This is a genomic window from Paenibacillus favisporus, from assembly GCF_040545415.1.
Taxonomy (GTDB): domain Bacteria; phylum Bacillota; class Bacilli; order Paenibacillales; family Paenibacillaceae; genus Paenibacillus_AQ; species Paenibacillus_AQ favisporus.
Genome location: NZ_JBEPLV010000007.1, coordinates 288,372 through 305,531, shown reverse-complemented (window position 1 = coordinate 305,531; position 17,160 = coordinate 288,372). Strand labels below are relative to the sequence as shown.

Below are 17,160 nucleotides of genomic sequence, written 5' to 3'. Positions count from 1 at the left end.
TACGCAACGTCGGGTCTTCATTATCCGCCGTATTTTTACGTTACCCCAGCGCTTTAATGTGCTCTGCATCCAGCATCGAGTCGGCAAACCAATTCGGGTAGAGCGGGCGCGGCTGTGTGGCTTGATCCAGCAGCAGCATCTCCTCAGCCGTCAGCTCCAGGTCGATGGCTTTCAAATTGTCCTCCAGCTGGCTCATTTTGCTGGCGCCCACTAAGACGCTGCTGACGCCGGCTTTGGACAGCAGCCAGGCAAGCGATACCTGTGCAGCCGTCACGCCATGCGCATCGGCGATGCTGTGAACGTGGTCCAGCACGGCAAAACCCCATTCCTTGTCGAACGGAATGATGTCAAAGCCGCTCAGCCGTCCGTCCGGATCCTGCAAATTGCTGCGGGAATACTTGCCGCTTAGAAATCCGCCGGCCAGCGGGCTCCATACCGTCAGCCCGACGCCAGCGTCCTTCATGAACGGCAGGATATCGTACTCGACGTCCCTGCCGACCAGGGAATAATACATCTGTCCGCTAATGAAGGTGGCCCAGCCCCGTTCGCGCTGGATTTGCACCGCCTTGGCCGCCAGCCAGGCCGGCCAGTTGGAGAAGCCGATATAGCGGACTTTTCCCTGCCGGACCAAGTCGTTCAGCGCTTCGAGCGTTTCTTCCAGCGGCGTGAAAGGATCCGTCTTGTGAACGATGTACAAATCGATGTAATCGGTGCCGAGGCGTTTCAGGCTTGCCTCTGCGGCGGCAAGCAAATGCTTGCGGGACAAGCCCGATTGAACAAGCGCAGGGCCCGCACGGAAGCCGCCTTTGGTGGCAATGACCACTTCCTGCCTCCGGGAGCCGAGCAGCTGCCCCAGCATTTCCTCACTTTGCCCGTCGGCATAACCATCTGCGGTATCGAAGAAATTGATGCCTGCCGCCAGCGCTTCGTCCACCAGCTGCCGGGCAGCTGATGGGCCTACCTTATAGACGCTAGGGAGGTTTCCCGTGCCAAAAGTCATTGCTCCGAATGCCAGTTTGGACACGATCAGTCCTGAGTTTCCGAGTCTTGCATATTTCATGCTTTAACGCCTCCATTCATGTTATAGGGTTGATGCCCTTCTTGAACCCAGTATACAGGGAATCCGGGGACGGTTTCTTGAACCGGTTGATCATCTTTTTTGAACAAAATGCTCATTTGGGCCGAAGTACCCTTTGTCAGGGAAGGAAGCAGCGTTTAGAATGGAAAAAAAAGCGTTTCATTGCATCCAAGCGGCAGGGAGGAGAACGCATTGCCGATACGGCCAGCAGTGGGAAAGGGTGAAAACAGGAGCGTGGAGAAGCCGGAGTATACGTTGTCCAGCATGGAGCAAGTCCCCCCGCAGGAAGCCTTTGAGCCGGTATTAACGGGGCATCTCATGGTCATTCACCGTACCAAGGAGCCGGTCCGCGTGTTTGAGCGGTCCGACGGATACAGCGGGGAAGGGGTGGCCTGGCCTGGACATATCAACGTATTCTCTGCAGGCGACATGTCATTGTGCCGGTGGGACAGGGAGCTCGACTTCTACCGTCTCGACCTGAGCCCTGACCTCATCCAAAAGGTAGCCGGTGAGCTTGAGCTCCCCGGAGGAGCCAGGCAGATCGATTTCGCGACACAGATCCGGCTGCAGGATGAACGGATCGTCCAGCTGGTCCGCTGGCTCCACGAAGAGCAGCAGAGTGGAGGGCTGGGCGGCAGGCTCTACTCGGATTCCTTGATGCGCATGCTCACCGTCCATATGCTCGACCGCTACGGTTCAGGCACCAAAGCCGGGAGCCGGGCTGCCCCGCATAAGCTGGACAAAAATCAGCTGGATCAAGCGCTGCAGTACATCGATGCGTTTCTGGACCAGGATATCTCTCTCGAAGATCTGGCTGCAGCCGCCCATATCAGCTCGTCCCATCTGGTGAGGCTGTTTAAGCAGACCACAGGCCTGCCGCCGCACCAGTATATTATCCGGGAGCGGATCCGGAGGTCACAGCAGCTGCTGCTGTCCGGTCTTCCCGTTCACGAAGTGGCGGCAGTGCTTAACTTCAGCGACCAAAGCCATTTTCACCGGCATTTCAAGCGGGTGCTCGGCGTTACGCCGCGCCAATTCGTCCTTGGTTCCCGCTAGGGCAGGAGCAGACTTGGCCGATATATACAAAAAAATAGAGGCATTTCGCCTCTATTTCAGAACATTTTCGCCAGTGTAATTAATCCCGTAATCGTAATAATGTTAAACAGCGTGGAAATCAGGACGGTTTGCGCCGCAAAATCCGGCTCGTTGTTGTACTCTTCCGCCAAAATCGACGTGTTGACCCCGGTCGGCATGCCGGATGCGATGAGCAGCGCCTGGGCCGGAATCCCCTTCATTCCGAGCGCAAACACGAGTGTTACGCCGATGACCGGGCCGATGATGAGGCGGAGGAACAGGCTGATATATACGTCCACACGGTACAGTTTGAGCGGATACTTGACGATCTGGGCCCCCAGCGTCAGCAGGGCGACGGCCACCATCGACTGCTGGGCATAGGTGAGCGGCTGCGATACGAACAGGGGCAGCGGGGCATGCACGGCATGCAGCACGATTCCGAGCACAAGCGCATACGGGACCGGCATTTTCAGAAAACCGATAATCATGCTGCGGTAATTGCCTTTCAGCTTGGCGCCCTGGATCGATATGACTCCATAAGTGAACGTCAGGAGGCTCTGTAGCGACATGATCAGCGCCTGCATGGAGCTGGCGAGGGGGTCCCCCTTGAACACCAGGGCATTGATCGGCATCCCGTAGTTGCCCGAGTTGTCCAGCATGATGCTGTTGTTGAACGCAGCGCGCATGCTTTGGGTGAATTTCAGCGGGCGGGCGACCAAGGTCCCTATCACGTATAGAATGAATACATATAATGCGTAAAAGAGTGTCACATTCCCGAGCAGCTCGCCCGACATATCCGAATGATACATGCTCATAAAGACGGCGGCAGGGGTTATGCAGTAAAAATTGATTTTGGCCAGTGTGTACAAGTCCAGGCGGAACACGCGCTGCATCCATGAACCGATTCCAATCAGCACAAAGACGGGCAGCACCACTTCCAGAAGTATGTCTCCAATCATAGCTCAGCTTCCTTTTTCGAGATCATTGTCATGATGTATTTGAAACCAACCTCTTCATTATAGCACCGTACCTGGAGCCGTGATGAAAAAAATAGGGAGGAAGCAGGAAGCGGGAGGGCCACTTGCCATGGCGAATCCCCAATACTACACAAATGTTGGAGAAAGCTTTTTAATATGGAAAACCCTTCATTTTGATGCAGAAAAAACCGAAATATACAACAAGGAGTACCAGCAGTTATCATGCCTAAAGCCCGCAACGGTCAAGATGGGAACGTTCCCGTCTTGGATGACCGATACAGGAAGCCGCAGGCGGCAAGCACTTTCGGCAGCCTATATGCCGACACTCAAGATGAGTATGCACCCCCTTACTTCGCGCCGGCAAGCCATACCGGCTTCAGTTCCTGCAGAAGTGCTGCTCCAAGGGAGGTATGATTGGGAATGAGTCCATACACAACAAACTCGAGCCTGGTTAAAGAAAGGGAACTTAACGCGGATGGGGATTCCCTCCAGTCCGCCAAGACCCGAATTTGGAGTGAATTATCCAGGAGTCATATGAATCTGGCGATCCTGCTCAAAGACGAGGGACAGCTGCAGCCGGCACTGATTCTCGCCCATATGGCGGCGAAAACCAAGCTGAAGGAGATCGCTCTGCATCTTAGGCTCGATATCCCTCCGGATTGCATGCCCTACGAGGATTTAATTGGCCGGGCGCGGGAAATCGCGTTAATCGATTTGGAGACGGAGCTGTTCCTGAACACGCTCAGCTATATTGCCGAGCCGGAAAATATGTCGCTCCTCAAAGATATGCATGCCGAGCATGTGGACATGATGTTGGAACGGGTTCGCACCCTTTTGGAGGAGATGAGCTGGAAGGCTGCTCCTTCGATGCTGGAATCGAAATAAGCGTGAAACTGCCTTTTCCGGGTAAATTAAAGAGACGGTCCCAAGAAAGGGGATCGTCTCTTTTGTCAATACATCTAATTATTTGGCTTCGCCCACAACGGTGAACCGTTCGTTCCGATGCTGCGGATGCTCGATTTCATCAAGGACGGCAATGGCGTAATCCGCGTAGCTGATATAGCTGCTGCCGGCTGAGTTGACGAGAAGCTGGTCCTTTCCGGCCTGGTAGGAGCCGGTTCTTGCCCCTTCGGGATCAAAAAAGGCCGACGGACTGATAAAGGTCCACTGAATCCCGCTGGACTGCTGCAGATCCTCGAGGTTTTTGCCCTGATTGGATGCCGTAGCGAAGTATTCCTTCGGAAAATCTGGCGTATCCATGACGCGGGTGGTCTGTGCTTCGTCGACAAACAGGCTGCCTGCGCCTCCCACGACGATCAGCCGGGTCGACGGTGCTTCCTTCAGGGCGGAAATCAGTGATCTTCCGGCTTCGACGTGAAGATGCTCGTCCCCGGGCTTGGCGCCGAAGGCGTTGACGACAACATCAAACGGCTTCACATCTTCAGCCGTCAGGTCAAACACATCTTTTTCCAACACACTGACGTTCCCCGTAACGCGGCCTGCATCACGAACGATCGCCGTCACCTGGTGTCCGCGGTTCACCGCTTCCTCTACAATAAGGCGTCCAGCTTTACCGCTGGCTCCAATAACTCCAATATTCATAAAAAGTTCCCTCCTGATTAACATGTTCGTTCCTGTAACTATTGTAGTTACATGCTGGGCGAATGTCAAATCAAAAAGGACGGCAGACCTTCAACACGCAAAAAACACGCCCCTCTTCCGGGTCGGGAGTCGGGGCGTGCGTTACATTTCATGCGCTTCGATGTCCTGGATGATGTCCTGGAGCTTAACGGCAGCGAGCACGTTCTCCATCGCTTTCTGGGCGCTGGTGAACAGCGGGACGATCACCCCCTGGATATTGCGGCCCACCGTGCAATCCGGGTTGGGAGAATCATGGACGCCGAACAGGCCGTTCTCCTCCACGACGTTAACCGCATTATAAATGTCCAGCAGCGTTATATCGCCGGGATCCTTGGCCAGCTTGGCACCGGGAACCCCCGGCTTCACTTCGACCAATCCTGCCTTGCTGAGCATGCCTGTAATTCTCCGGATCACGACCGGGTTCGTATTGACGCTTGAAGCTATAAAATCAGACGTATTGGTACCCGTCTTGTTGATTTCCAGAATCGAAAGGATATGAATAGCCACGGAAAACCGGCTGCTGATATTCATGGATTATGCCTCCTTGCCGCCGCCCTGTACTGGGAGTAATAAGATTATTTTATCATAAAAGGCGTTCTGCTGCGCAGCATGACCCGAAGGGGCCAGAAAGTTTTCAGAAGGGACGGAGCAATCCGCGAATCCTTGGCCAAGGGGCTGGAATATAATGTATTGAAAAGGGAGGAATGCTCGGCTACACTATGGTTGCATCATTCAATGATAACGCTTCAGGACAGATCCGGCAGACGCACGAAAGGCTCTAACCTTCCAAGGTTCCAGCTACTTTAGAGAGATGGGGTTGTTGGCAATGGGGCTTTACCTGTTTCTTTACCTGTTATTTGTTATCGGCATCCTTTCCGGGATTGTTTTGTTCCGCAAAAATCGGGTCCCTCGCAGCGATGGGCGGCAGGCGGGGGCTAAGCTCTCCGTGATCATTCCGGCGCGGAATGAGGAGAAGAATCTGGCTTTTCTCCTGGAATCGCTCCGGACTCAAAGCTTGCAGCCGCATGAGATCATTGTCGTCGACGACGGCTCGCAGGACCGGACCCGGGACGTCGCCGCGGGCTTCGGGGTGACCATCGTGCAGAATCCGCCGCTTCCTCCCGGATGGACGGGAAAAACATGGGCCGTATGGAACGGCTATCTTCATGCTTCCGGGGATACGTTCGTTTTTCTGGATGCCGACATCCGCTTGTCACCACATGCGCTGGATTCGCTTCTGCAGCTTCGCTCCCGTACCGGTGGCGTCATTTCCGTCGTCCCCTTTCACCACACCGAGAAATTTTACGAACGCCTTGCACTCATTCCGAATATTTTGGGCGTATTTGCGTTTACCTCCCCTTTTGAACGCCGCAATCTCCGGAAAGGACTTTACGGCTCCTGCATTTTGACAACAAGGCAAGATTATGAGCAGGTCGGCGGCCATAGCAGCATCCGGTCGGAAATATTGGACGATTTAAACCTGGGCGCCAAGTACATGGAAGCCGGGATCGACGTAACGAATTTTATCGGCCGGGGGATGGTATCGTTCCGCATGTACCCGCACGGTATTAAAAGCGAGCTGCAGGGATTCGGCAAAGGAGCGGTGCTGAGCACGGCCAAGCTGAGTCCATGGACGATCGTCCTGATTGCGATCTGGTTTATCGGATTGGTCTGCTCCGCAGGGGCGTTCTTTCTATGGAACACGCCATGGGGAATCCCCTTGCTCGCGGGCTACTTGCTGTACATGGCACACATCGGCTATCTGATTAAAAATGTCGGCAAATTCGGCTTCGTAATGCCTGTTCTTCATATTTTATCCACGATCTTTTTCCTGGTGGTGATGCTGTATTCCGCTTACCAGGTCATGTTTCTGGGGCATGTCATGTGGAAGGACAGGGCCGTGGATGTTGGGGGTCATAGGGAACCATGATGATCCTGCTGCTGACGGCTGTGGAATTTCTGTGCGGCTCGCTGATGTTCTCGTATTGGCTGGGCCGGGCGGCGCACAAGGATTTGAAGGCGGTGGGAGACGGGAATCCGGGTGCGTTCAACCTCTGGAGCGCTGCGGGGTATAAGCTGGGTCTGGCGGGGGTGGCGCTGGACTTTTTGAAGGGATATGTGCCCCTGGTATGGATCGCCGGCAGCGGCACCGTGCACGGGTATGGCATGGTGGCTGTCGCCGCGGCCCCGGTTGCGGGGCATGCCTTCTCGCCGTTTCTGAAGTTCAAGGGAGGCAAGGCGATCGCCGTCACCTTCGGGGTATGGAGCGCCTTGACCCGGTTTGAGGTATCGCTGGCGCTTGCCGTCATTCTGGCGCTGCTGTTGATTGCCTCCAAGCTGATGAGCCGGCGGCCCTTATCCACGGAAGCGAGCGGCTTCCAGGTGGTGGCCGGCTTCATGCTCGTCTCTGTCTATCTGATCGCCCGGGGCTTCCCGGGGCCATATTTGTGCATATGGCTCGTAAATCTGCTGATTCTCGTCTATACGAATAAAAGGAAGCTGGAAGTATTTTTAAAAAGGTACAGCGGGCGGCGAGGAGGTTAACATTGTGTGCTGCCTATGCCGGGTAAATTGAAACGCGGGTGGGCAGGAGGCAAGGGCGGACGCTAAATGCGGGCTTGCCTCTTAGGCAGCGGCATCGAGCTTTCGCATCTGCGGCTCATGATTAAGCCTGGAGGTCAAAGCGGCTGGTCGCCCGCGCCTTTTTCGCTTAGCACCTGCTCCACTTTGGTGATATGGGCCTCCATCCGGGCCAGGGCCTCCTTGGCATCCTGAGTCCGGATCGCCTCGTAGATGGACGCATGCTCCTGCAGCAGCCGCTCGGCAGAGGAGCGCTCGGCATAGAACCACAAGGCGCGCATATCCTTCATGTTTTCATGCAGCTTGTTCGATAACGATTCCATCAAATCCAGCAGCAGCGGATTATGCGTGGCCGCGGCGATTTGCTGATGGAATTTCACGTCCGCCTGCTCGCTGACCTGCTCATCGGCGGCGTTCTCCATTTCGCGCAGTATTTCCTCAAAAGCCGCCAGATCCGCTTCGCTGCGGTTCGATGCGGCAACGGAGGCGCAGCCGGTCTCCAGCACGCGCCGGACCTCAAGCAGATGGCGCAGCGAAGCCGCGCGTCCCTCCCACAGGTCCGCGTAGAGCTGTCCGGGATGGACCGGCAGCGGATCGGCGGGCGGTGTACGCACAAACGTGCCTCCGCCCTGGCGGATATCCAGCAGCCCCATCGCTTTCAGAGCGCTGAGCGCCTCGCGGATGGTCGATCTGCCCACATTGTACTGAAGCGCCAGGTCCACGACCGAGGAGAGGCGGTCCCCCGGCTGAAGCGAGCCCTCGTCCATCTGCCGCTTCAAATCATTCATTACCCACTCATATTGTTTCAACGGCCGCTGCGAATTCATCGTTCAAGCGTCCCTCCGTTTAAAGTTTTTACTAGTCATTCCTTGATCTACGAGGAATAATTGTGTCTAAAATGTGACTTTCTTAAATTCAATCTATATAGATTCATTTATTTTAGTGTATACTTGATCACAATAAAAGTCATCAGATGACCTGACTAATTTATTTTGCACTGATATCGATTATGGAATGTAAAGGAGTGTTTTCCTTGCTGCAGGAAGACGTAAAACGCGAGCTTGTCGCCATTTTGGGCAGCTCTTATGTAAAGGATGATCCCCAGTCGCTGGTCACGCATTCGTATGACGGCACGCCGATGCTGCAGTCGCTGCCGGATGCAGTCGTATATCCGGAAAATACCGGCCAGGTCTCCGAAGTGATGAAGGTGCTGAGCCGGCATAAAATCCCTGTTGTCGGCCGGGGTTCGGGAACGAACCTGTGCGGCGGCACGGTGCCCGTTCAAGGCGGCGTCGTCATGGTCATGCACCGGATGAACCGGATCCTCGAGATCGATATGGAAAATTTAACGGCGATCGTTCAGCCGGGGCTAAATACGAAACAGTTTATTACGCATGTAGAGGAGCTGGGCCTGTTCTACCCGCCGGACCCGAGCAGCATGTCGATCTCGACCCTCGGCGGCAATATCGCCGAATGCTCGGGCGGCCTGCGCGGGCTGAAATACGGAACGACCAAGGATTACGTGATCGGGCTGGAGGCCGTCCTGGCGAGCGGCGACATCATTCGAACCGGCGGCAAGCTGATGAAGGATGTGGCCGGTTACGATCTGACGAAGCTGCTGGTCGGTTCGGAGGGAACACTGGCCATCATCACGGAGGCGACGCTGAAGCTGATTCCGCCGCCAAAGTACAAGAAGACGATGCTGGCGATGTACAAGGATTTGTACGGCGCGGCCCGTACGGTATCCAAAATCATCGAGAACCGGATCATTCCGGCTACCCTGGAAATTCTCGACCGCTCCACGATCCGGGTCGTGGACGATTATGCGAAGCTGGGGCTGCCGCTCGACATGGAAGCGATCCTGCTGATCGAACAGGACGGCGACATGGAAACCGTGGAGCGGGATATTGCGCTTATCACGGACATCTGCCGCAGTGAGCAGGCCGATCAGGTGAGCATCGCGGCGAGCGCGGAGGAAGCCGAGAAGCTGCTGACCGCCCGGCGCAGCGCGTTTACCGCGCTGGCAAGACTGAAGCCGACGACGATTCTCGAGGACGCGACGGTGCCGCGCTCCAAGATTGCGGATATGGTGCTTGAGATCAACCGCATCGCGAAGAAATATGACGTCCAGATCTGCACCTTCGGCCATGCCGGAGACGGCAACCTTCATCCGACGGCAACGACCGATGCGCGCAATCAGGAGGAAATTCACCGGGTGGACGAAGCGTTCGAGGAAATCTTCGAAGCAGCGATCCGGCTCGGGGGAACGATTACCGGCGAGCATGGGGTCGGATTGGTCAAATCGCCGTTCCTCGAATGGAAAGTCGGGGCAGCGGGGATGGAGGTCATGAAGGCGATCAAGCAGTCCTTTGATCCGCATAACCTGCTGAATCCGGGGAAAATGTTCGCTAAAGAAACGAGAAAACGGGTGGTGATCGATCGTGGGTAACGCGGTGAACGTGAAGGAGCGGTTGAATCCGCTCGCCGAGACGCTCCGGCTGCGCCTCGATGAGGACCAGCTGACCAACTGCATGCGCTGCGGCTTCTGCCTTCCGGCGTGTCCAACCTTTGCCGAGACAGGCATCGAGGCCGAGTCGCCGCGGGGCCGGATCGCCCTGATGAAGGCCGTCGCGGACGGCATTATGGAGCCGGATGGGGCGTTCGAGGAGCAGATGAACCACTGCCTCGGCTGCCGCGCCTGCGAGCCGGCCTGTCCAGCTGGCGTCAAATACGGGCAGCTTATTGAACAGGCAAGGGACGCGATCGAGGATCACAAGCGGCATAAACCGCTGGTGAAGGCTGCCCGTCATGCGGCGTTCAAAACGGTATTTCCGCATCAGAAGCGGATGAAGCTCGTGGGCCGAGGCCTCGAGCTGTACCAGAAGTCGGGGCTGCGGAAGGTAGCGCGGTCCACCGGGATCATGAGGCTGTTTCCGAAGCATATCAGCGATATGGAGAAAATATTGCCCGAAGCTTCGGGCAAGGGCGTGCTGGAGAAGATCGGCGCGTATCACCCGGCAAAAGGCGAGAAAATCGCGACCGCAGCGCTCTTCAGAGGCTGCATTATGGATGTGCTGTTCACAGACACGAACATTCATACCGTGGATCTGCTTACCGCAGCCGGCTTCGATGTAGTGATTCCGGCGGCACAGAACTGCTGCGGCGCCCTGCATGCACACAGCGGCGAGGCGGAAGGAGCGCGGGAGCTCGCCCGCGGCAACATCCGCGCCTTCAAGGAGGCGAATGTAGACTATATCGTCTCCAATGCGGGCGGCTGCGGGGCGATCCTGACCGAATACGACCATCTGCTGCATGAAGATCCGCAGTGGCGGGAGGATGCAGCCTGGTTCGCCGGGCGTGTCGTCGACGTGAGCGAGCTGCTTGTCCGCGCGGGTCGAAGCTTAAACTTCGGCGTCCCTTCGGCAGGATCTGATCCAGAAGGGGACCCGAAGGTGAGAATCACCTACCAGGATTCCTGCCATCTGCGCAACGTGATGAAATCGTCTGACGCCCCACGCGTTTTGATGCGCCAAGTGGAGGGCGCCGAGTTTATCGAAATGAAAAACGCCGATCGCTGCTGCGGCTCAGCCGGCATCTACAACGTGACGCAGCCGGAAATGGCCGGCAGCATTCTGGATCACAAGATGGAGCATGTGGAAGCAACGCAGGCCCAGTATCTGCTGACCAGCAATCCCGGCTGCCAGCTCCAGATGAAGCACGGCATCGAGAAGGAAGGCCTCAGCGGCAGCATGAAGGCCGTCCATATCGTCGATTTTCTGCATGAGCGGCTGCAGGAGCGGACGGAATAGGCAGAAGGAATCGCAAGGGGAACCGGGTCCGGTATATCGAAATTGAAATCAGAGTAATGGATCATTGAAGATTCGAATCCTATCAGAATCGATATTTAAATCATGCTGTAATGGATTTGGGAGCGATGATGGTATTTCGCAGATATTGGAATCAGATTGGAATCAGCAGCGCAATTGATACAGCATATGGGCTAGGGGGATATCACGATGAATCAGGAACGGAAGATCGATCAGCTGATCAAGAGCATGAGCCTGCGGCAAAAAATCGGGCAGATGTTCGTTTGCGGCTTTTGGGGGACGGAAATCAGCGAGGAGCTGCGGCAGTTCATCCGCACGAATCAGATCGGCGGCGTCATTTATTTCGCCCGCAACGTGAAGACGACGGAGCAGGTGGGCAGGCTGAGCCGGGATCTGCAGCAGGTGGCCGCTGCGTCGGGGACGCTGCCGTTGTGGATTTCCATTGATCAGGAAGGCGGAATGGTCGCCCGGATCACGGAAGGCGTCGCTCTGATGCCGGGAAATATGGCGCTGGCCGCCGCGGGCTCGGCGGACTGGGTGTACGAGTCCGCGCGCGTCAGCGGGGAGGAACTGCGTTCCCTCGGCATCAACCTGAACTTTGCGCCGGTGCTCGACGTGAACAACAATCCGCTGAATCCGGTCATCGGCGTCCGTTCCTACGGGGAGTCCCCGGAAGCGGTGGCGGAGTACGGGGCGCTTGCTTTCCGCGGCCTGCAGGACGCGGGCGTCGCGGCCACGGCGAAGCATTTTCCGGGGCACGGGGATACCGCCGTGGACTCCCATCTGGACCTGCCGACGATTACACACGACCGGGAGCGGATGGATGAGGTGGAGCTCGTTCCGTTCAAAAAGGCGTTCGCCGAAGGCATCGACGCGGTCATGTCGGCGCATATTTATTTCCCGGCGCTAGAGCCGTCCAAGCTGCCGGTAACGCTGTCGCATGCCGTGCTGACCGGCCTGCTGCGCGAGGAGCTCGGCTACGATGGTGTGGTCATGACCGACTGCATGGAAATGAAAGCGATCGCCGAGCATTACGGCACCGTCAAGGCTGCGGTGATGGCGGTCGAAGCGGGAGCGGACACCGTCCTGATCAGCCAGACCCCGCAGCTGCAGGTGGAGGCGATGGAGGCACTGGAGCAGGCGGTCCGCTCCGGCCGGATCGTGGAGAGCCGGATCGACGCTTCCGTGCGGAGGCTGCTTGCGCTGAAGGCGAAGCGCGGACTGCTCGGGAGCCCGGCGGAGCCAGGGACGCTGCGGCCGGAGCTGGACGGGCAGGTTGTCGAAGACCTGCATGGGCTGCAGGACGAGCTGGCCCAGAATGGCAAACAGGCAGCGCTCGGACTGCGGGACAAGCGCCCCGGGAGCGAAGCCCACATGGATCTGGCCCGCCGGATCAGCGAGGCAAGCATTACGCTGGTGCAAGCAAGGGATGGCATCCTGCCGCTGAAACGGCAGCGCACGCTGGTCATCTCGGTCGCGGCTGCCGCGCTGACGATCGCCGACGAAGCGATCGCGAGGACGGAAAGCCTGGGCAGTGCCCTGGCCGCACAGGGAATCGATGTGAGCGACCGTCAGGTGCTGCTGGCCGAAGTGGCGGAGCAGGCGGGCCGCCTTATGGAGGAAGCCGGAGGCGGGGAGGTGCGGCAGATCGTCGTGGGCACGTACAATGCGCAGTTTGACCCGGCGCAGATCAAGCTGGTCCAGGATTTGCTCGCGCTTGGCAAACCGGTCGTGGTGGCCGCGCTTCGCAATCCGTACGACCTGATGTGTTTTCCGGAAGCGTCTGCACTGGTTGCGGCCTACGAGAGCCGTCCGCTGGCGCTTGTGAGCACCGCCAAGGCGATCGCCGGCGCTATCCCTTTCAAAGGGCGCCTGCCGGTATCGCTCGGCGCATCGTACCCCGCCGGTTGGGGATTGCAGACGGAAGCGTGAGAAGCAGGGACAAAGGCTTTTTAAGACGGCGTCAGCCGTCTTTTTTGTGTTCATGCAAGCCCAGTAGGGTAAAGCCCGGAAAGTCAGATAACACGGGTGAAAACTTTACTTTCAAGTCAAATCATTACTATAATGATCCTGTTACGCTTATAAGCGTGAGTAGCATGAGGCATGAATCACAATGGAGGGAACACCGATATGGAACTGTTTAGCGCAATGGAACAGTACGATTATGAGCAGCTGCTTTTTTGTCAGGACAAGTCGTCCGGACTCAAAGCGATCATTGCGATTCACGATACGACGCTCGGGCCGGCACTGGGCGGGACCCGGATGTGGACTTACGCTTCCGAGGAAGCCGCAATCGAAGACGCATTGCGCCTGGCTAAGGGCATGACCTATAAGAACGCCATTTCAGGCCTGAACCTGGGCGGAGGCAAGACCGTCATCATCGGCGATCCGAAAAAGGACAAGAACGAAGCGATGTTCCGAGCCTTCGGAAGATACATACAAGGATTGAACGGCCGCTACATTACGGCAGAGGATGTCGGCACAACGGTGGCCGACATGGATATCATTCATCAGGAGACGGATTTTGTGACCGGGATCTCCCCGACCTACGGCTCGTCCGGCAATCCGTCGCCGGCGACGGCCTACGGCGTATATCAAGGTATGAAGGCCGCCGCTAAAGAAGCCTTCGGTTCCGATTCGCTGGAAGGCCGGACGATTGCGGTGCAGGGCGTCGGCAGCGTGGCGTTCCACCTGTGCGAGTATTTGCATCAGGAGGGCGCCCGGCTGATCGTGACGGATATCAACGAGGAGGCAGTCAGCCGCGCGGTGGAGAAGTATAACGCCACTGCGGTGGCGCCGGGGGATATTATCGGCGTTGATTGCGATATTTTCTCCCCATGTGCGCTGGGCGCCATCATCAATGATGAGAGCATTCCGAAGCTGAAGGCAAAGGTTATTGCCGGCTCGGCCAACAACCAGCTGAAGGAAGCCCGGCACGGAGACCTGATTCACGAGCTGGGCATCGTCTACGCGCCGGATTACGTCATTAACGCCGGCGGCGTCATCAATATTGCCGACGAGCTGAACGGCTATAACAAGGACCGCGCCTGGAAGCAGATCAGCGGGATCTATAACAGCATCTCCCGCGTCTTCGACATCTCCCGGGAAGCCGGCATCCCGACGTATGCCGCCGCGGACCGGCTTGCGCTTGAGCGCATCGAAACGCTTAAAAATACGCGCAGCCCGTTCCTGCAAAATCCGCATCATGTGCTGAGCCGACGCTTTGGGCATTAAGCGAGAGGGCCCGCTGGAAACTAAGCAGGGAATCGCTCCAGGGAACCGCTCAGGTTAGTGGGAAAACACATCAACCTGCAAGCATTAAAAGGCATACCGACAGGGACACACCCGTAATAAACACCAAAAAGCGTACCGCACGGACTTAAACCGTACGGTACGCTTTTTAACATTTCATAAACCTCCGGTGGCCGGGAAATCAAGCGGGCTGCTACCCGCCCCAATCAGCCCTCCAGCTTGAAGCGGTCGATTTTCTCCTGCATGTCCACCGCCATCTTCGACAGGCTGTTCGCCGAAGATGAGATTTCTTCCATGGACGCCAGCTGCTCCTGGTTCGCGGCGCTCACGCGCTCGAACGACGCGACCGTGTTGCGCGAAATGCTGGCCACTTCCTGCACGGAGGCGGACACTTCTTCGCTGCTCGCGGACATCTGCTCGGTGACGGCGGAAATGTCCTGGATCTGGTCGGTAATCTGCTTGGCGGATTTCTCGATATTGGCAAAAGCTTCAAGCGCCTCTGCCGTAACTTCCATCCCCTGATCCACATCGGACTGCACTTTATGACGCATCACGTTATACGCGTCAGTGATCAGCATCGTCATCTCCTGGATCGTGTGCTGGATTTCCTCCGCCGTGAGGTTCGACTGATCCGCCAGCTTGCGGACTTCCTCGGCGACGACGGCGAAGCCGCGTCCATGCTCGCCGGCCCGCGCCGCTTCGATCGCGGCGTTCAGGGAGAGCAGGTTGGTCTGCTTAGCCACTTCGGAGATCGCCGTGCTCATTGCGGCGATGCTTGCGCTGTGGTCGTTCAGCTTCTCGATCAGCGCAGCAGACTCGTGCGTGGACTTCTTGATCGTGTCCATTTGCGTGCTGACCAGCTGAACCTTCCGGCTGCCGGCATGCACGTCTTCTTCCGTACGGTTCGACGAATCGACGATGGTGCTGGCCGATTCGGCAATACGCTGGATACCGCTGGCCATTTCCTCCATCGTGCGCGCGCTTTCCTGCGCGGCGATGGCCTGGTTGTTGGCCTCCTGGGCTGAATCCGTCATCAGATTGGAGACGAATTCGACGCTCTGCGCGTTCTGCTCCGTACTGGCGGTCAGCTCTTCGCTCGAGGCCGCCAGCTGACTGGAGGTTTCGGACATGTCCAGTACCATCCGGCGCAGCGAGTCGACCATGGCGTTGTAGTTATGCGCCAGGTCTCCGATTTCGTCTCGCCGCTTCGTCACGACGCGGTCGTTCAGATACCCTTCGCTCACGCGCTTTGCCGAACGGTTCAGCTGCTCGATCGGACGCGTCATGCTGCGGATGATGAAGAACATCACGATCAGCGCGGCAATGACGGAGATCACAAGAACGATGGCCGATGTCCAGAAGATCGGCGTCGTCGCCTTTGTATATTCGCTCTCCGGAAGGATGCCGACGATTTTGAAGCCGGTCAGCTCGTTGGTCACGAAATATCCGCGCTGGTCAACGCCATTGAGCGGGTTCGTATAGTTGAGCAGTCCTTCATTTTTACCCTGCATCGTTTTGAGCTGGTCGCCGACAAACTTGGCACCCACCTTCTCGGTCGGGTGCGACATCAAGAGGCCGTTGCGGTCCACTAAGTAGATGAAGCCCTCGTTGCCAAGGTGAACCTGCTTCACGATGTTGTTGATGTTCCCGATGCTCAGGCTGATGTTGATAACCCCTTTGCCGTCGGGCAGCGTTTTGGAAATGGCGACCGCATAGTTTTTCGTCGTAGCCGAAATCGCCGGATCGTCGACAACGGCCTGTCCCTTGTTGTTCATGGCCAGCTTGTACCAGTTGCGGGTCCGGGGATCGAACTTCTGCTGGCCGGGGTCAGGAGATTTCATCCAGGACCCGTTGTCGGTGCCGATCGAGACGATTTCAATTTCCGGATGCTGCGCTTTAAAATCGTCAATCAGGATTCGGGTCTCCACCGAATGACTTTCGATGTCGGCATACGTGATCTGGTTGCTGAGCTGCTTGATGTTGGACAGCTGCATTTCAACCATCGTGTTGATCAGTTTGTCGAGCAGCATGACGCTTGATTTCGTAGTGTCCTCCATTTTGTCCTGAAGCTGTGCTTTGGCGCTGTTCACGGCGAAGACGGCAAGCACAACGGTCGGGATAATGAGCATGAGACAGATGAAGAGCATCAGTCTGCTTCTGAGCTTTTTAATGTTGAAAAGCCCGGATATTTGCTTGAGTAGCTTGTTCAAACGAGATTCCCCCTGCAGTCGATATAGGTCTAAAGTTCCGGCAGCACCTGTGTGAACAGGTGCAGCGCTTAAAAGAGCAGCTCCGGGCGGGCCGTATGTGCCGATCCGTGAGAATCCGTCAATAGGTATGTAATATATTTGAATGGATTCATGTGTTTCGGCGGACGGCATGCCTGAGCGGAAAGGATTCCGACCGGTTTTAGTTCCTATTCTATATTTCGACAAGTATCCCCGATATTTTCATATCTTTATTTCATAAACCGGCATTTTTTCTGAAAAAATGAAAGGAAGAACCATTCATTTCCTGTTTTTTTCCTAGATAGGTAAGACGAACTATGCGGATTACACCGAAAATAGGGTGTATGTCGTTGGTACTTATTGGATAACATTCGATTGTCCGATTGGCGGATAGGGCTTGCGGCGGGAAGTGGCAGGGATGGAAGCCCCTCGAAAACAACTTGTCGATATACGCGAAAAGATCATAAAAAATCAAACCCTTTTCGTCAAAATTCTCCGTTGTC

15 protein-coding genes are annotated in these 17,160 nt (G+C 56.5%); 9 read left to right on the top strand and 6 right to left on the bottom strand.

The features are described from left to right. Positions 1-40: 40 nt before the first annotated feature. Positions 41-1,060, bottom strand: a complete 1,020-nt coding sequence (locus ABID47_RS27725; RefSeq protein WP_354501638.1) for an aldo/keto reductase — start codon at positions 1,058-1,060, stop codon at positions 41-43. 252 nt (positions 1,061-1,312) lie between these two features. Between ABID47_RS27725 and ABID47_RS27720 the strand changes: the two genes are divergently transcribed. Next, a complete protein-coding gene (locus ABID47_RS27720) occupies positions 1,313-2,134 on the top strand; it encodes a helix-turn-helix transcriptional regulator (protein WP_354501635.1) in 822 nt (273 codons plus the stop codon). 56 nt (positions 2,135-2,190) lie between these two features. On the opposite strand, the gene ABID47_RS27715 is transcribed toward ABID47_RS27720, so the two are convergent. After that, positions 2,191-3,111, bottom strand: a complete 921-nt coding sequence (locus ABID47_RS27715) for an AEC family transporter (protein ID WP_354501632.1) — start codon at positions 3,109-3,111, stop codon at positions 2,191-2,193. A gap of 127 nt (positions 3,112-3,238) precedes the next feature. Here ABID47_RS27715 and ABID47_RS27710 point away from each other — a divergent pair, with 127 nt between their 5' ends. Together ABID47_RS27710 and ABID47_RS27705 are read left to right on the top strand one after the other, a co-directional pair. Continuing rightward, positions 3,239-3,553: a hypothetical protein gene (locus ABID47_RS27710; RefSeq protein ID WP_354501630.1), complete on the top strand. Its 315-nt coding sequence runs from the start codon at positions 3,239-3,241 to the stop codon at positions 3,551-3,553. Continuing rightward, positions 3,550-4,014, top strand: a complete 465-nt coding sequence (locus ABID47_RS27705; protein ID WP_354501627.1) for a hypothetical protein — start codon at positions 3,550-3,552, stop codon at positions 4,012-4,014. The genes ABID47_RS27710 and ABID47_RS27705 overlap by 4 nt, the downstream gene beginning before the upstream one ends. A 78-nt stretch (positions 4,015-4,092) precedes the next feature. Here ABID47_RS27705 and ABID47_RS27700 read toward each other — a convergent pair whose 3' ends face one another. Both ABID47_RS27700 and ABID47_RS27695 read right to left on the bottom strand, forming a co-directional pair. Then, positions 4,093-4,731: an NAD(P)-dependent oxidoreductase gene (locus tag ABID47_RS27700; protein ID WP_354501624.1), complete on the bottom strand. Its 639-nt coding sequence runs from the start codon at positions 4,729-4,731 to the stop codon at positions 4,093-4,095. A 141-nt stretch (positions 4,732-4,872) separates the two neighbouring features. After that, a complete protein-coding gene (locus ABID47_RS27695) occupies positions 4,873-5,301 on the bottom strand; it encodes an Rrf2 family transcriptional regulator (RefSeq protein ID WP_145948725.1) in 429 nt (142 codons plus the stop codon). Between the two features lie 295 nt (positions 5,302-5,596). Here ABID47_RS27695 and ABID47_RS27690 point away from each other — a divergent pair, with 295 nt between their 5' ends. Both ABID47_RS27690 and ABID47_RS27685 read left to right on the top strand, forming a co-directional pair. Next, positions 5,597-6,700 (top strand): glycosyltransferase, encoded by a 1,104-nt coding sequence (locus ABID47_RS27690; RefSeq protein WP_354501620.1) that lies wholly within the window; start codon positions 5,597-5,599, stop codon positions 6,698-6,700. Further along, positions 6,697-7,314 (top strand): glycerol-3-phosphate acyltransferase, encoded by a 618-nt coding sequence (locus ABID47_RS27685; protein WP_306434135.1) that lies wholly within the window; start codon positions 6,697-6,699, stop codon positions 7,312-7,314. The genes ABID47_RS27690 and ABID47_RS27685 overlap by 4 nt, the downstream gene beginning before the upstream one ends. Positions 7,315-7,448: 134 nt before the next feature. Here the strand turns inward: ABID47_RS27685 and ABID47_RS27680 are convergent, their stop codons facing one another. Further along, positions 7,449-8,177: a FadR/GntR family transcriptional regulator gene (locus tag ABID47_RS27680; RefSeq protein WP_200633845.1), complete on the bottom strand. Its 729-nt coding sequence runs from the start codon at positions 8,175-8,177 to the stop codon at positions 7,449-7,451. A gap of 206 nt (positions 8,178-8,383) precedes the next feature. Here ABID47_RS27680 and ABID47_RS27675 point away from each other — a divergent pair, with 206 nt between their 5' ends. The 4 genes from ABID47_RS27675 to ABID47_RS27660 all read left to right on the top strand — a co-directional run bounded on the left by ABID47_RS27675 (position 8,384) and on the right by ABID47_RS27660 (position 14,411). Further along, positions 8,384-9,799: an FAD-binding oxidoreductase gene (locus ABID47_RS27675; RefSeq protein WP_116234065.1), complete on the top strand. Its 1,416-nt coding sequence runs from the start codon at positions 8,384-8,386 to the stop codon at positions 9,797-9,799. Next, positions 9,792-11,159: a (Fe-S)-binding protein gene (locus tag ABID47_RS27670; protein WP_354501615.1), complete on the top strand. Its 1,368-nt coding sequence runs from the start codon at positions 9,792-9,794 to the stop codon at positions 11,157-11,159. Before ABID47_RS27675 ends, ABID47_RS27670 begins: the two co-directional genes overlap by 8 nt. A 207-nt stretch (positions 11,160-11,366) precedes the next feature. Beyond that, on the top strand, positions 11,367-13,109 hold the full coding sequence (gene nagZ, locus ABID47_RS27665) for a beta-N-acetylhexosaminidase (RefSeq protein WP_354501612.1): 1,743 nt from the start codon (positions 11,367-11,369) through the stop codon (positions 13,107-13,109). Between the two features lie 198 nt (positions 13,110-13,307). Next, positions 13,308-14,411: a Leu/Phe/Val dehydrogenase gene (locus tag ABID47_RS27660; RefSeq protein ID WP_354501609.1), complete on the top strand. Its 1,104-nt coding sequence runs from the start codon at positions 13,308-13,310 to the stop codon at positions 14,409-14,411. Between the two features lie 224 nt (positions 14,412-14,635). Here the strand turns inward: ABID47_RS27660 and ABID47_RS27655 are convergent, their stop codons facing one another. Further along, positions 14,636-16,639, bottom strand: a complete 2,004-nt coding sequence (locus tag ABID47_RS27655; RefSeq protein WP_354501606.1) for a methyl-accepting chemotaxis protein — start codon at positions 16,637-16,639, stop codon at positions 14,636-14,638. Positions 16,640-17,160: the final 521 nt, after the last annotated feature.

Excerpts from the sequence above, each read along its gene's own strand:
- ABID47_RS27725 (WP_354501638.1), bottom strand. The coding sequence starts at position 1,060 with ATGAAATATGCAAGACTCGGAAACTCAGGACTGATCGTGTCCAAACTG.
- ABID47_RS27715 (WP_354501632.1), bottom strand. The coding sequence starts at position 3,111 with ATGATTGGAGACATACTTCTGGAAGTGGTGCTGCCCGTCTTTGTGCTG.
- ABID47_RS27710 (WP_354501630.1), top strand. The coding sequence starts at position 3,239 with ATGGCGAATCCCCAATACTACACAAATGTTGGAGAAAGCTTTTTAATA.
- ABID47_RS27705 (WP_354501627.1), top strand. The coding sequence starts at position 3,550 with ATGAGTCCATACACAACAAACTCGAGCCTGGTTAAAGAAAGGGAACTT.
- ABID47_RS27700 (WP_354501624.1), bottom strand. The coding sequence starts at position 4,731 with ATGAATATTGGAGTTATTGGAGCCAGCGGTAAAGCTGGACGCCTTATT.
- ABID47_RS27695 (WP_145948725.1), bottom strand. The coding sequence starts at position 5,301 with ATGAATATCAGCAGCCGGTTTTCCGTGGCTATTCATATCCTTTCGATT.
- ABID47_RS27690 (WP_354501620.1), top strand. The coding sequence starts at position 5,597 with ATGGGGCTTTACCTGTTTCTTTACCTGTTATTTGTTATCGGCATCCTT.
- ABID47_RS27685 (WP_306434135.1), top strand. The coding sequence starts at position 6,697 with ATGATGATCCTGCTGCTGACGGCTGTGGAATTTCTGTGCGGCTCGCTG.
- ABID47_RS27680 (WP_200633845.1), bottom strand. The coding sequence starts at position 8,177 with ATGAATTCGCAGCGGCCGTTGAAACAATATGAGTGGGTAATGAATGAT.
- nagZ (WP_354501612.1), top strand. The coding sequence starts at position 11,367 with ATGAATCAGGAACGGAAGATCGATCAGCTGATCAAGAGCATGAGCCTG.
- ABID47_RS27660 (WP_354501609.1), top strand. The coding sequence starts at position 13,308 with ATGGAACTGTTTAGCGCAATGGAACAGTACGATTATGAGCAGCTGCTT.